General features: G+C 65.0%; 11 protein-coding genes. 5 read left to right on the plus strand and 6 right to left on the minus strand.

The window, feature by feature from the left end; all coding sequences use genetic code 11:
* Positions 1-10: 10 nt before the first annotated feature.
* Positions 11-1,036 (minus strand): sugar-binding domain-containing protein, encoded by a 1,026-nt coding sequence (locus AB0362_RS07785; RefSeq protein WP_094640484.1) that lies wholly within the window; start codon positions 1,034-1,036, stop codon positions 11-13.
* Positions 1,037-1,151: 115 nt separating this feature from the next.
* On the opposite strand from AB0362_RS07785, the gene AB0362_RS07790 reads away from it, so the two are divergent.
* Together AB0362_RS07790 and AB0362_RS07795 are read left to right on the plus strand one after the other, a co-directional pair.
* Positions 1,152-2,174 (plus strand): NAD(P)-dependent alcohol dehydrogenase, encoded by a 1,023-nt coding sequence (locus tag AB0362_RS07790; protein WP_366235443.1) that lies wholly within the window; start codon positions 1,152-1,154, stop codon positions 2,172-2,174.
* Positions 2,171-3,646, plus strand: coding sequence for a mannitol dehydrogenase family protein (locus tag AB0362_RS07795; protein ID WP_366235384.1), 1,476 nt, complete (start codon positions 2,171-2,173; stop codon positions 3,644-3,646). The genes AB0362_RS07790 and AB0362_RS07795 overlap by 4 nt, the downstream gene beginning before the upstream one ends.
* Here the strand turns inward: AB0362_RS07795 and AB0362_RS07800 are convergent.
* From AB0362_RS07800 to AB0362_RS07820, 5 genes are all read right to left on the minus strand, one after another.
* Positions 3,630-4,295 carry a TrkA family potassium uptake protein gene (locus AB0362_RS07800; RefSeq protein ID WP_149406950.1) on the minus strand — a complete coding sequence of 222 codons (666 nt, stop codon included), beginning with the start codon at positions 4,293-4,295 and terminating at the stop codon, positions 3,630-3,632. The genes AB0362_RS07795 and AB0362_RS07800 overlap by 17 nt on opposite strands.
* The gene (locus AB0362_RS07805; protein ID WP_366235444.1) at positions 4,288-5,601 is read right to left on the minus strand and encodes a potassium transporter TrkG; all 1,314 of its coding nucleotides are present in this window, start codon (positions 5,599-5,601) and stop codon (positions 4,288-4,290) included. Before AB0362_RS07805 ends, AB0362_RS07800 begins: the two co-directional genes overlap by 8 nt.
* 183 nt (positions 5,602-5,784) lie before the next feature.
* Entirely contained in the window at positions 5,785-6,984 is a 1,200-nt protein-coding gene (locus AB0362_RS07810; RefSeq protein WP_366235385.1) for a mandelate racemase/muconate lactonizing enzyme family protein, read from the minus strand.
* Positions 6,985-7,057: 73 nt separating this feature from the next.
* Complete coding sequence (locus AB0362_RS07815; RefSeq protein ID WP_366235386.1) at positions 7,058-8,011, minus strand: 2-hydroxyacid dehydrogenase; 954 nt, start codon at positions 8,009-8,011, stop codon at positions 7,058-7,060.
* Between the two features lie 14 nt (positions 8,012-8,025).
* Complete coding sequence (locus AB0362_RS07820) at positions 8,026-9,372, minus strand: enolase C-terminal domain-like protein (protein ID WP_366235387.1); 1,347 nt, start codon at positions 9,370-9,372, stop codon at positions 8,026-8,028.
* A gap of 288 nt (positions 9,373-9,660) precedes the next feature.
* On the opposite strand from AB0362_RS07820, the gene AB0362_RS07825 reads away from it, so the two are divergent.
* The 3 genes from AB0362_RS07825 to AB0362_RS07835 are packed head-to-tail and all read left to right on the plus strand — an operon-like array spanning position 9,661 to position 13,486.
* Entirely contained in the window at positions 9,661-11,259 is a 1,599-nt protein-coding gene (locus AB0362_RS07825; protein ID WP_366235388.1) for an aldehyde dehydrogenase (NADP(+)), read from the plus strand.
* A gap of 32 nt (positions 11,260-11,291) precedes the next feature.
* Positions 11,292-12,218: a 5-dehydro-4-deoxyglucarate dehydratase gene (locus tag AB0362_RS07830; RefSeq protein ID WP_366235389.1), complete on the plus strand. Its 927-nt coding sequence runs from the start codon at positions 11,292-11,294 to the stop codon at positions 12,216-12,218.
* The gene (locus AB0362_RS07835) at positions 12,215-13,486 is read left to right on the plus strand and encodes a glucarate dehydratase family protein (protein WP_366235445.1); all 1,272 of its coding nucleotides are present in this window, start codon (positions 12,215-12,217) and stop codon (positions 13,484-13,486) included. Before AB0362_RS07830 ends, AB0362_RS07835 begins: the two co-directional genes overlap by 4 nt.
* Positions 13,487-13,499: the final 13 nt, after the last annotated feature.

Below are 13,499 nucleotides of genomic sequence, written 5' to 3' on the forward strand. Positions count from 1 at the left end.
GGTAGAACTTTCACTGAGATACCTTTCCATTCGACGCTGATGTGGATCGATCCACAAGCCAACGCGCACTTTCGATGTCGGTGACCAAGATCGATGCCAGTCCACCGCGCAGTGCACCGAGCAGCGCTTCGTGTTTTCGTTTTCCGCCCGTGACGAGCACCGCCCGATCGCAGGCCCTGATGGCGTCGAGCCCCACCGACACGGTTCGGCCGGGGAGTGATCCTCCGGTGTCCTTGCCGTCGGCGTCGTAGAACCGTCCGCCGATCTCACCGACCGCACCGAGTCGGCGCAGTTCGTCGAGCACCTCGAGGTCGATGAAGCTGCCCTCGAACAATGTGGTGGACGTGGAAACGGGACCGATGCCGTACATCATCACATCGGCATCGGTCCCGGCTTTGAGTGCGCGAGAGATCACGGAGTCCTGCTCCAACGCAACGACAGTCGCCTGATCGGCATACAGCGGCGCATTGAGCCTGATGGGTGTCGCCTGCAGGTACGCAGCGCACCGTCCGAGTGTGTACTCGACGCCGGTCTGGTAGTCGGCCGAGGTGATGGAACCGTCGAGTTGCACCACCGCAGCACATTTGGTGGACCTGGTCTTGAGCGAGCTTGCGACCGCCACCGTCTCGGGTCCCCACGTGAAGCCCAGCACATCCTTGTCCTGGAGACGACGAGAGAGCAGCGTCGCCGCTGCCCGGCCGAGGGAACCGTAGCCGGCGTCCGTGCCGTCGATGACATCCGAGACGACGAGCACCTCGGTCAGCCCGAACTGCGCTTCGAGTTCACGCTCGATGTCGGCGTGCACGGTGCCCTGCAAGTCGTCGGGAACGTTGATCTCGATGGTCACCAGCCCCTGTGTGCGGGCGCGTGCAACCAACCGCCCTGCCGTGGGGCGTGAGACACCGAGCTTCACGGCGATCTCGGCCTGAGTCGCGCCTTCGAGGTGGTACATGGTCGCGGCGCGCAGAGCCAGGCGCAGATCCTCTCCGGACCGCGGAGACTTCGACCCCGCCGGACCGGATGACGATCCATCCATTTCGCCTCCCAAGTTGTGAGCAGATGCTCAGCTCGTGTTCATCTGCTCACTAAGCTAACATTAAGGTGTGATCTACACAACACCCCCCGACGGCGGGCGACCCGTGCCACAGTTCATGCAGGCCAGCGTCCTCACCGCGGCACACGAGATACGACTCGAGGAACGGCCCGTCCCCACTCCCGCGCACGACGAGGTCCTCGTGCAGGTCAGGGCAGTCGGGGTGTGCGGTTCCGACGCGCACTACTACCGGGAGGGGCGCATCGGCGAGTACGTGGTCGACGGCCCCCTGGTACTAGGGCACGAGGCCGCGGGCGTCATCGTGGCCGTGGGCAACGACGTCTCCGACACCCGCGTCGGGCAGCGCGTGTCCATCGAGCCGCAGCGCCCCGATCCCACCAGCGCTCAGTCCCGCGCAGGCCGCTACAACCTGTGCCCGGCCATGGAGTTCTTCGCGACGCCGCCCATCGACGGCGCGCTCGCGGAGTACGTGTTGATCCAATCGACCTTCGCCCACGACGTCCCCGACGACATCTCCGACGAGGCTGCTGCGCTCCTCGAACCGCTGTCGGTGGGCATCGCGTCGGCCCAGAAAGCGCGGATCTCCGCGGGCTCGAGCGTGCTCATCGCGGGAGCGGGGCCCGTCGGGCTCGTCACCGCGCAGGTCGCTCGCGCATTCGGTGCCACCGAGGTGATCGTCACCGACATCGACGCCTCCCGCCGGGCCAACGCGCAGAGGTTCGGCGCGACTCGCGTGCTCGACCCCGCCGCCGAGGACGTGCGCTCTCTGACTGTCGACGCGTTCATCGACGCATCCGGTGCGGCCCGAGCCGTGATCGACGGCATCCACGCGGTCCGGCCCGCAGGCACGGTCGTCCTCGTCGGCATGGGTGGATCAGATTATCCGCTGCCGATCTCGCTGATCCAGAACCGAGAATTGCTGCTCACCGGCGTCTTTCGCTACGCCAACACATGGCCGATCGCACGCGCGCTGGTGGCGTCGGGCATGGTGGATCTCGACGCGATGGTGACGGCGCGATTCGGGCTCGAAGGCGTCGAGGATGCATTGAACGCGGACAGGCAACCCGGAAGCATCAAAGCCGTAGTGATTCCAGGACTTTCGAAGGAGAACGACGCATGAAGTTGAACTCGCAGAACCTCGCCGACTTCATCGAGGACGTCGCGGTTCCGACGTACGACCGATCCGAGGTGACGGTCGGCATCGTGCATTTCGGTGTCGGCGGCTTCCATCGCGCCCACCAGGCGATGTACGTCGACCGTCTGTTGCAGCAGGGGCAGGCGCTGGACTGGGGAATCTGCGGCGTCGGCGTACTGCCCGGCGACCGGCGAATGAACGACGTCATGCAGGCACAGGATTGCCTGTACACGTTGGCGCTCAAGCACTCCGACGGCACGTGGGACACCCGCGTCATCGGTTCCATCGTCGAGTATCTCTTCGCACCGGACGACGCCGAGGCCGTGATCGAGAAGATGGCCGCCGACACCACGAAGATCGTCTCGCTCACCATCACCGAGGGTGGCTACAACTTCTCCGCGACGACGGGCGAATTCGACGCCGACAATCCGGCCATCGTCGCCGACCTCGCCGACGGCGCTGTGCCCGCAACAACATTCGGTCTCGTGATCGAAGCGTTGGCTCGACGCAAGAGCCGAGGAATGGCACCGTTCACCATCATGTCCTGCGACAACATCGAGGGCAACGGACACATGGCGCAGTCGACGTTCACCGCGTTCGCGCGCCTGAAGGATCCGACGTTGGCCGACTGGATCCAAGCCGAAGGCGCGTTCCCCAATTCGATGGTCGATCGCATCACGCCGGTCACGACACCGCAAGTGACCGAGCAACTTTCGTTGCGCTACGCCATCGACGATCAGTGGCCCGTTGCGGGCGAGCCGTTCACGCAGTGGGTGCTCGAGGACAACTTCACCCTCGGCCGTCCACCGCTGGAAGAGGTGGGCGTGCAGGTGGTCGAGGACGTCACCCCCTACGAGCTGATGAAGCTGCGGTTGCTCAATGCCAGCCACCAGGCGCTCGCGTACTTCGGCTACCTCAGTGGCTATCGCCTCGTCCACGAGGTGTGCCAGGATTCGCTGTTCGCCGACTTCCTGCTCGCCTACATGGACGAGGAGGCGACCCCGACGCTGCAGCCGGTCCCCGGCATAGATCTGACCGACTACAAGAGGACGTTGATCGAGCGGTTCTCCAACCCCGAGATCCGCGATACCGTCGCTCGCCTGTGCGCCGAGTCCTCGGACAGAATCCCCAAGTGGCTCTTGCCTGTCATCCGCAAGAACCTCGAGACCGGCGGTGAGATCACCCGCTCCACCGCGGTGGTGGCCAGCTGGGCTCGATACGCCGAGGCCGTGGACGAGTCCGGCGAGCCCATCGAGATCGTCGACCAGCTCAAGGATTCACTGGTGCCGATCGCGCAGAGTCAGCGCGAGAACCCCACGGCGTTCATCGCCAACCGCGCAGTGTTCGGGGATCTGATCGACAACGAGCGGTTCGTGGCCGAGTACACGAAACAACTGTCGTCTCTGCAGGAGCGGGGAGCACGCGAGACGCTGGAATCGCTCAGGTCGACTCACTGAATCGTTCGGCGTCTCGAACCTGACCGGAGACGATGACGGTATCGCCTGCACCGATCACCGTGTCGGCCGTGGCGTAGGTGAATCCTTCGCCCTGTCGCTTGACCGCGACGACGGTGACGCGATGTTTGGTGCGTATTCCGCTTTCGCCCAGCTTCTTTCCGATGATGGAGGCGGGCGGAGAGGTCTTGATCATGGCGAAACCGTCGTCGAATTCGATGTAGTCCATCATTCGGCCGCGCACCAGATGGGCGACGCGCTTACCCATGTCGTGCTCGGGCCGCACCACATGGTGCACGCCGATCTGGTTGAGGATCTTGGCGTGCGCGTTGCTGATCGCCTTGGCCCAGATGTTGGACACCGACAGGTTGATCAGCGCGGACGCGGTCAGCAGACTTGCCTCGAGATCGGATCCGATGCCCACGACTGCGCGGTCGTACTCGTGAACCGACAGTTGGCGCAACGACTCCTCGTCGGTGGTGTCGGCCACGGCCGCGTGTGTGAGTCGGTCCGAGACACGTTGCACCACAGCCTCGTCGGTGTCGATGCCGAGGACCTCGACGCCCTGGCCCATCAGTTCCAGCGCCAGCGACTTGCCGAAGCGGCCGAGGCCGAGGACGACGACGACGTCGGAGGACGGTTTCCTAGCCAATGAACGGCCTTTCCGTGGGGAGCGTGTAGCGCCGACCGCGGTCGCGGGCGGCGAGGGCGCTGACGAGAGTGATGGAACCGATGCGGCCCAGGTACATCAGCACGATCAGGATCATCTGTCCCCACCCGGGCAACTGTGCGGTGATACCGGTCGACAGACCGACGGTGGCGAAGGCCGAGACGACCTCGAACAGCAGGACGTCGAGGTCGAAGTCCGTGCCCGCCAGCAACGCGACGACCGGGAGCATGACCAACGCGACGCCGATCAGTGCCACGGTCAACGCCTGACGTTGCACGCGCGCGTCGATCCGACGATCGAACACCGTCACCTCTCGGTCACCTCGGATCTCGGCCAGGATGACGAACAGCAGCAGTGCGAACGTGGTGACCTTGATGCCGCCTGCGGTTCCGCCGCTGCCACCACCGATGAACATCAGCACGTCGGTGACCAGCAGAGTCGCGTTGTCGACATCCGCGTAATCGACACTGTTGAACCCTGCGGTTCGGGGCATGATTCCCTGGAACGTCGCGACGACCATCTTGTCCCAGAAGCCGAATCCTCCCAGCGTTCTGGACCACTCGAAGAGCATCACGACCGTCGGTCCGAGTACCAACAGAACTCCGGTGACGGTCAGCGTCAGTCGTGTGTGCAGCGACCAGCGGTGGGGCGAGCGACCGCCCTTGGCTCGGGACCGAACTCGACGGGCGATCTCGAAGAGAACCGGAAATCCGATGCCGCCCAACACGACCGCCATCAACAGTGGAATGCAGATCCATGGATCGGTGGCGAACCCGATCATGTTGTCGCTGAACAGCGCGAAGCCGGCGTTGTTGAACGCGGAGACCGCATGAAAGGTCCCCAGCCACAGTGCACGACCGAAAGGCTCGTCGTATCCGAGGAAGAAGCGCGCCGCGAGGGCTGTCGCGACGACGCTCTCGATGATCAGACTGGTGCGGAACACGCCGACGACGACGCTCCGGACATCACCCAGACCCGAGGTGCGCACCTCTGCGGCCGCGTTGAGCCTGCCGCGCAGACCTATTCGATCGGCAAGGACCAGACCGACCAGGGACGCGATCGTCATGATCCCGAACCCGCCGATCTGAATCAGGGCAAGGATCACGCCCTGCCCGAATCCCGACCAGTACACCGGAGTGTCCACCACGATCAGGCCGGTCAGACTGACGGCCGAGGTGGACGTGAACAACGCCTGCAGAAACCCGGTCTCGCTGCCGGGCACGGTCGCCGCCGGCAGCGACAGCACGCCCGCACCGATCGCGATGGCGAGCGCGAACCCTGTGGCCATGACCCGAACCGGCGTCGGCCTGAAGATCGCGGACCATCGCGATGCCTGGTGAGCGTCTGTCACCCGAGAAACAGTACGCTCCGCCTCGCCCCATGTGAGTGGAAGAGCCGCTTCGCGGCACGTGCACGAAAACTCGTAGCAGAGGTCGAGTTTCCGTGCACCTGCGCGTCAGCGCTCGATGCGTCAGCGCACCGCTATTTTTGCCACGGTCCACGCACGACCCTGCTCGCTCAACGTGAAGCCCAATCCCGGGCGCGCGGACAGATGCATGCGCCCATCTCGTGTTTCGAGGTGTTCGTCGAACAGCGGGTCCAACCAGTCGAAGTGCTCCACCCACGTCTGCAGTGGATACACCGCCGCGAGGTGCAGATGGATCTCCATGGCGAAGTGCGGGGCGAGTTGCAGATCGTGATGCTCTGCCAGCGTGGCCAACTTCAGGAACTGCGTGATTCCGCCTATGCGGGGAGCGTCGGGTTGCAGGATGTCGACCGAGCCGGCCTCGATGAGCCGGACGTGCTCGCCGACGCTCGCCAGCATCTCTCCCGTCGCGATCGAGGTATCCAGGCTGCGAGCGAGCTGGGCGTGCCCTTCGGCGTCGTAAGCGTCGAGGGGTTCCTCGATCCACACGAGGTCGAATTGCTCCAGGATTCGGCCCATGCGCTGAGCGGTCGGGCGATCCCACTGCTGATTGGCGTCCACCATCAACGGGACGTCGTCGCCGAGAAATTCACGGACCGCTGTGACGCGGGCGATATCGGTACGCCAATCCGGTTGACCCACCTTCAGTTTGATGCCGCCGATGCCGTTGGCCAGTGAGATGGCGGCGTTCTCCATGACCTCCTCGATGGGAGTGTGCAGAAAACCACCCGAGGTGTTGTACGTCTGCACCGAGTCGCGCGCCGAGCCGATCAGCTTGGCCAGCGGCAACCCCGCACGCTTGGCTTTGAGATCCCACAGCGCGATGTCGATCGCGGCAATCGCCTGCGTCGCAACACCACTGCGGCCCACCGAGGCACCGGCCCACACCAGCTTGTTCCAGATCTTGCCGATGTCGTTCGGGTCCTCACCGATGAGGACCGGAGCAATCTCCTGGGCATGCGCAAACTGGGCGGGGCCGCCCGCACGCTTGGAATAACCGAAACCGATTCCCTCATGGCCCTGTTCGGTGCGAATCTCCGCGAACAGGAACACCACCTCGGTCATCGCCTTCTGCCGACCCGTGAGCACCTTGGCATCGCTGATCGGATTCTTCAGCGGCAACACGATCGAGGACAATGTCACCTCGACGATGCGGTCGAGGCTTGCATCCCCAGGAGCCAGTGCCCTGACGGCGGCGTCCGGTGCGGCGAGTCCACTGGTGGGCTTGTCCGTTGCGATGGTCATCGTGCAACTCCTGACTTCGTCGATTATGTTGCCTCCCAGCCTATTTCGGCGAACTATGCACGTCCAACACCTTTTACCGGCTCAACGATGCCGCCAAAGCATCGATGTTCGACGCGATATCGGCGACTCGGCCCACGAACGTATGATGCGTGACGCCCGACGAGTGGGGCGTCATCAGTACGTTGCCGAGTTCGCGAAACGGCAGCGAACTCGGTTCGCCCACCCCGTCCGGCCCCGGGTATCGGTACCAGACATCGATGGCAGCTGCGGCGATCTCGTCGCGAGACAGTGCGTCGAACAGTGGCTGTTCCTGCACCAAGGGCCCACGACCGACGTTGACGAGTATCCCGTCCTTGCCCAGCCTCCGAAGTTCGTCGGTGCCGATCATCCCGCGAGTGCGCTCGTTCAGCGGTGCGGAGACCACGAGAACATCCGCGAACTCGGCGAGCCTCGTCAAATCCACTGCATCAGCCACCCATTCGAGGCCCTCATCCGGAGCTCGTCCACTCCCGGTGACCGCAGCACCGGTTGCCCCGTACGCCCGAAACAACTGCCACGTTTTTCGACCGATATGCCCGAACCCGACGAATCCGATGCGGGCACCGCTCAGCGACAACGGTTGCGCGATGCTCGGATCGTAGACAGCGGTCGCGAACCGGCCCGCGCGCAGCGCCCGATCCTGTTGCAGAAACTTACGTCGCAACATCACGGTCGCAGCAACGACATACTCGGCAATCGACTGCTCGTGATGAAACGTGTTGCACACCTGCACATCGGGACCCAAGCGGGAACGATCGACGTTGTCCGTTCCAGCGCCTGCGACGTGCACCATGCGTAGCTTCGGTGCTGCGGCACCCATGGCCGCGCTGAACTTGCCGCCGACATACACATCCGCATCGGCAAGCTCGTCGATGACTCGGTCTTCGTCGAACGGGATGCACCAGACCACCTCGGCATCGGCGGGCAGGCCCGCCTCGAACTGCTCCCGGTGCGGCAGCACATTACGGTCACCGACAACGATCTTCATCCGCGCACCAGAACTCATCGCACCAGGGCCGGGCGCTTGCTGTCGAACGTCCATCCCTCGATCAGGTACTGCATACCGATGGCGTCGTCGCGGGAACCGAGACCTTCCTTCTGGTACAGCTCGTGCGCCGCATCGATCTGCTCGAAGTCGAGCTCGACACCCAGACCCGGCTTGTCGGGCACGGTGAGGTAGCCGTCCTCGATCGTGAACGGCTCCTTGGTCACTCGCTGTCCGTCCTGCCAGATCCAGTGCGTGTCGATGGCCGTGATCGTTCCTGGAGCGGCCGCGGCGACGTGGGTGAACATGGCCAGTGACACGTCGAAGTGATTGTTGGAGTGCGAACCCCACGTCAGACCCCACGCATCGCACAGCTGCGCTACGCGGACCGAACCGGCCATCGTCCAGAAGTGCGGGTCGGCCAACGGGATGTCCACGGCACCGGATCGGATGGTGTGGCCCATCTCGCGCCAGTCGGTGGCGATCATGTTGGTCGCGGTCTGCAACCCGGTGGCGCGCTTGAATTCGGTCATCACCTCTCGACCGGAGAATCCACCCTCCGGTCCGACGGGGTCTTCGGCGTAGGCCAGGACATCGCGCAGTCCACGGCACGTCTCGATCGCGTCCTTGAGCAACCAACCACCGTTGGGGTCCAACGTGATTCGAGCCTCGGGGAATCGCTCGGCCAGTGCGCGCACCGCAGCGGCCTCCTCGGCGGCGGGCAGCGCACCACCCTTGAGCTTGAAGTCCTGGAATCCGTATCGGGCCTGCGCCGCCTCGGCGAGGCGCACGATCGACTCGGGATCCATGGCCTCCTCGTGCCTGATGCGCATCCAGTCGTCGGCCCCAGCAGCCTCGTCGGCTGCACCACGGTAGGCGAGGTCGGTCTTGGTGCGATCGGCGACGAAGAACAGGTAGCCCAGAGCCTGGACCTTTTCACGCTGCTGACCGTCTCCCAGCAACGCCGCGACGCTGACGCCGAGATGCTGGCCGAGTAGATCCAGTAACGCCGATTCCACCGCGGTCACAGCGTGAATCGCGATCCGCAGATCGAAGGTCTGCGCGCCACGGCCCCCGGCATCACGATCCGCGAACGTGCGGCGCATCTCGGCCAGCACGGCGTTGTACCGACCGATGCCCTGGTCCTCGACGAGCACCCGCGCATCCTCGAGAGTCTGCCGAATCGCCTCCCCGCCCGGCACTTCACCGACGCCGATGCGCCCATCCGAATCGGTGAGCACCACCAGATTGCGGGTGAAGTACGGGGCGTGGGCTCCACTGAGGTTCAGCAGCATGTCGTCGTGACCGGCGATGGGAATGACGCGCATCTCTGTGACGACGGGGGTGCTCGTGTGGACGTTCATGTCCGACCTCTCTCATACGCCATGGGTGACTCGGCTCACAGACGAGACTAGGACTCCCGATCGATTCATGTCCAAGACCATCTGCGCATCGACCGATGCAGTAGTGGCATCGGTGCGCACAACGGGAGCCCATCACACCTGGCAGCGCGATCGATACCGAGAGTGGATCGAATACGACTTTTTTAGACTTGGACATGTATCGATCGCCCTTCTACCGTGGTGAGCTATGAGCCAGGTCACGCCTCGGCGTCAGTGCACGCACCGCATCACAGCCCTAGGAGTCACCCCATGACAGCGTCGACGACACAGTCCACCAATCTCACCGGCCGGATGATCATCGCCGGCGTCCCGGTATTCGGTGCCGGCGCGCAGATTCACGGAATCGACCCCAGCACCGGCAGAGATCTCGAACCCGCCTACGGGCACGGAGACAACAACGACGTCGAGAAGGCCTGTGCCGCAGCGGCCGACGCATTCGCCGACTACCGGGCCACGTCCTCGGAGACCCGCGCGCAGTTCCTCGAGACCATCGCCGACAACATCGCAGCGCTCGGCGACACCCTGATCGAGCGCACCGTCGCCGAGTCGGGGCTTCCGCTGGCCCGCATCACCGGCGAGGTCGGCCGCACCACCGGACAACTGCGCCTGTTCGCTTCCGTTCTGCGCGAGGGTAGTTGGAACGGAGCCCGCATCGATCCGGCCCAGCCCGAACGCGCGCCCCTCCCCCGCGCCGACATCCGCCAGCGACAGATCCCCCTGGGACCGGTAGCGGTGTTCGGAGCCAGCAACTTCCCGCTCGCCTTCTCCGTCGCCGGCGGCGACACCGCGTCCGCCCTCGCGGCCGGATGCCCCGTGGTGGTCAAAGCACACGACGCCCACCCGGGAACGTCCGAGCTGGTCGGCCGCGCAATCGCCGACGCGGTGTCCTCCACCGGAATGCCCTCGGGCACATTCTCACTGCTGTTCGGCTCCGGCCGCGGACTCGGTACCGCTCTGGTGACCGACCCTCGCATCAAGGCCGTCGGCTTCACCGGATCACGCTCGGGCGGAACGGCTCTCGTCGCCGCGGCGGCCGGTCGCCGCGAGCCCATCCCGGTGTACGCCGAGATGAGTTCCATCAACCCCGTGTTCGTCCTGGACGGCGCACTCGCCGCCCGGGGAGCCGAACTCGGCCGCGCCTTCGTCGCATCGCTGACCATGGGCTCGGGCCAGTTCTGCACCAACCCCGGTCTCGTCATCGCCGTGGACGGCCCCGGCCTGCAGTCCTTCACCGAGGCAGCAACCGCCGCTGTCCAGGAGTCCACACCCACCACGATGCTGACCCCGAACATCGCCGCGAGCTACGCCGAGGGCGTCGACACTTTGAGCGAAGTCGTGACCGAGCTCGCCAGGGGTACCGACGCACAGGCCCCGAACGCCTGCCGCGCAGCGCTGTTCGCCACCGACGCCGATACGTTCCTCACCTCCGACGCAGCGCAGGCGGAGGTGTTCGGCGCGTCGAGCCTCATCGTTCGTTGCACCGATGCACAGCAGGTTCGCGACGTCGCCGCGCTCCTCGAAGGGCAGCTGACCGCCACTGTCCATGCCGACGAGTCCGATCACGCCGAGGCAGGCAAACTCCTCCCGGTTCTCGAACTCAAGGCCGGCCGCATCCTGTTCGACGGATGGCCCACCGGCGTCGAAGTAGGCCACGCAATGGTCCACGGCGGCCCCTTCCCCGCCACTTCCAATTCCCGCACCACCTCGGTCGGATCTCTGGCCATCGAGCGCTTCCTGCGTCCTGTTTCCTACCAGGATGTGCCGAAATCTCTGCTGCCCAGTGCAATTGCCGACGGCAACCCAGAGGGCATCTTCCGCCGCATCGACGGCCAGCTCACCCAAGACTGACTCACCCCCACCTAGTTCTCGAGGAGACCACCATGCTCGACGGAGTCCTGTTCTTCCCCGTCACACCGTTCACTGCCACCGGTGAGGTCGATTACGACCTGCTGGCCGCGCACATCGCGAAGGGTGTCGATGCGGGACCCGGTGGAGTGTTCATCGCGTGCGGCACCGGCGAATTCCATGCTCTCGAAAGCGAGGAGTTCGGCAAGATCGTGCGCACCGCGGTCGACGTCGTTGCCGGCCGCGTACCCGTGTACGCCGGTGCAGGCGGATCCGTCGCCCAGGCAAAGGCATTCGCCGCGAGCGCGAAGGCCAACGGAGCCGACGGAATCCTGTTGCTCCCGCCCTATCTGGTGACGATGCCGCAGGCCGGGTTGGTCAACTACACCAAGGCCGTTGCCGGTGCCTCGGATCTGCCGTTGATCGTCTACAACCGCGGCAACGCCCGCTTCACCGAGGACTCGGCCGTCGAGGTGGCGCAGCTGCCCACCGTCGTCGGATTCAAGGACGGTACAGGCGATCTCGATCAGGTCGGCCGCATCGTTCGCGCGGTACTGGACGCGCTGGAACCGTCGGGCAAGCCCTTCCAGTTCTTCAACGGCCTGCCCACCGCCGAGGTCTCGCAGCAGGCCTACCGGGCCATCGGTGTCACGCTGTACTCCTCGGCAACGTTCGCCTTTGCGCCCGAGCTTGCGCTGGCGTTCTACCGATCCCTCGACAGCGGAAACGAGAAGCTCACAGCCGCACTGCTGCGCGAGTTCTTCCACCCGCTGGTTCGCCTGCGCGACAAGGTTCCCGGCTACGCCGTCTCTCTCATCAAGGCAGGCGTGACGATGGAGGGCATCGAGGCAGGCCCCGTGCGTCCGCCACTGGTGGACATCAGTGCACCGCACCTCGAGGAACTGACCGCGATCGTCGCCGCCGGCCGGGCCGTGCTGGCGGACGAGCTCGCGGTGCACTGATGCAGGGTCCGATTCTGATCACCGGCGCTCGGATCACCCCGATCGCGTTCGTCGACCCTCCGTTGCTCAACACCGTCGGTGTACATCAGCCGTACGCACTGCGCGCCATCATCCAGCTCGATACCGATGCAGGCGTCGTCGGACTCGGTGAAACGTACGCCGACACCGCACACCTGGCTCGTCTCGACGCGGCGGCCAAGGCCATCACCGGCCTGGACGTGTTCGCACTCAACGCGATTCGTGACGCCGTCGACTCCGTACTCGGAACCCTGTCGATCACCGGTGGTGACGGCGTCGCCGGAATGATCACCACGGCCAGCACCACCGACCGCGTGTTCTCACCCTTCGAGATCGCCTGCCTGGACGTCCAGGGCAAAGTGCTGCAACGACCGGTGTCGGATCTACTCGGCGGCAAGGTGCGCGATTCGGTTCCGTTCAGCGCGTACCTGTTCTACAAGTGGGCTGCGCATCCCGGGCAGCAGCCCGACGAATGGGGCGAGGCGATCGATCCGGAAGGCCTGGTTCGGCAGGCTCGAAAGATGATCGACGAGTACGGCTTCGAGGCCATCAAGGTCAAGGGCGGCGTCTTCCCGCCCGACGAGGAGATCGCCGGTATCAAGGCCCTGCGGGAGGCATTCCCCGGGCTACCGCTCCGGCTGGACCCCAATGCGGCCTGGACCGTCGACACCTCCATCCGCGTTGCCGCCGAGCTCGACGGCATCGTCGAGTATCTCGAAGACCCGACACCAGGACTCGACGGGATGGCCGAGGTCGCGCGGGAGGCGAAGATGCCACTCGCGACCAACATGTGCGTCGTCGCGTTCGATCATCTACGGCCCGCGGTGGTGAAGGATTCGGTGCAGGTGGTGTTGTCCGACCATCACTACTGGGGCGGCCTGCAACGATCGAGGTTGCTCGCCGGCATCTGCGAGACCTTCGAGCTGGGTCTGTCGATGCACTCGAACAGCCACCTCGGCATCAGTCTGGCCGCCATGGTGCACCTGGCCGCGGCGACGCCCAATCTGACCTACGCCTGCGATACGCACTGGCCGTGGAAGAACGAGGACGTCGTCGTACCCGGGGTGTTGAACGTCGTGGACGGCGCGGTGGCCGTGCCCACGGGGCCGGGGTTGGGCATCGAGATCGACGAGGCCGCCCTCGCAGCGCTGCATCAGCAGTACCTCGACTGCGGTATCCGCGACCGCGACGACACCGGCTACATGCAGGGCATCGATCCGAGCTTCGAGAACACGTGCCCACGCTGGTAGGGGGCTAAACTCG

Source organism: Rhodococcus sp. NPDC079359 (assembly GCF_040702585.1).
Classification (GTDB): Bacteria; Actinomycetota; Actinomycetes; order Mycobacteriales; family Mycobacteriaceae; genus Rhodococcoides.

What these genes read in the sequence shown, in the direction of transcription:
- AB0362_RS07795 (WP_366235384.1), top strand. Translation starts at nt 2,171, where the DNA reads ATGAAGTTGAACTCGCAGAACCTCGCCGACTTCATCGAGGACGTCGCG.
- AB0362_RS07820 (WP_366235387.1), bottom strand. Translation starts at nt 9,372, where the DNA reads ATGAACGTCCACACGAGCACCCCCGTCGTCACAGAGATGCGCGTCATT.
- AB0362_RS07830 (WP_366235389.1), top strand. Translation starts at nt 11,292, where the DNA reads ATGCTCGACGGAGTCCTGTTCTTCCCCGTCACACCGTTCACTGCCACC.
- AB0362_RS07790 (WP_366235443.1), top strand. Translation starts at nt 1,152, where the DNA reads ATGCAGGCCAGCGTCCTCACCGCGGCACACGAGATACGACTCGAGGAA.
- AB0362_RS07805 (WP_366235444.1), bottom strand. Translation starts at nt 5,601, where the DNA reads ATGGCCACAGGGTTCGCGCTCGCCATCGCGATCGGTGCGGGCGTGCTG.
- AB0362_RS07825 (WP_366235388.1), top strand. Translation starts at nt 9,661, where the DNA reads ATGACAGCGTCGACGACACAGTCCACCAATCTCACCGGCCGGATGATC.
- AB0362_RS07785 (WP_094640484.1), bottom strand. Translation starts at nt 1,036, where the DNA reads ATGGATGGATCGTCATCCGGTCCGGCGGGGTCGAAGTCTCCGCGGTCC.
- AB0362_RS07810 (WP_366235385.1), bottom strand. Translation starts at nt 6,984, where the DNA reads ATGACCATCGCAACGGACAAGCCCACCAGTGGACTCGCCGCACCGGAC.
- AB0362_RS07815 (WP_366235386.1), bottom strand. Translation starts at nt 8,011, where the DNA reads ATGAAGATCGTTGTCGGTGACCGTAATGTGCTGCCGCACCGGGAGCAG.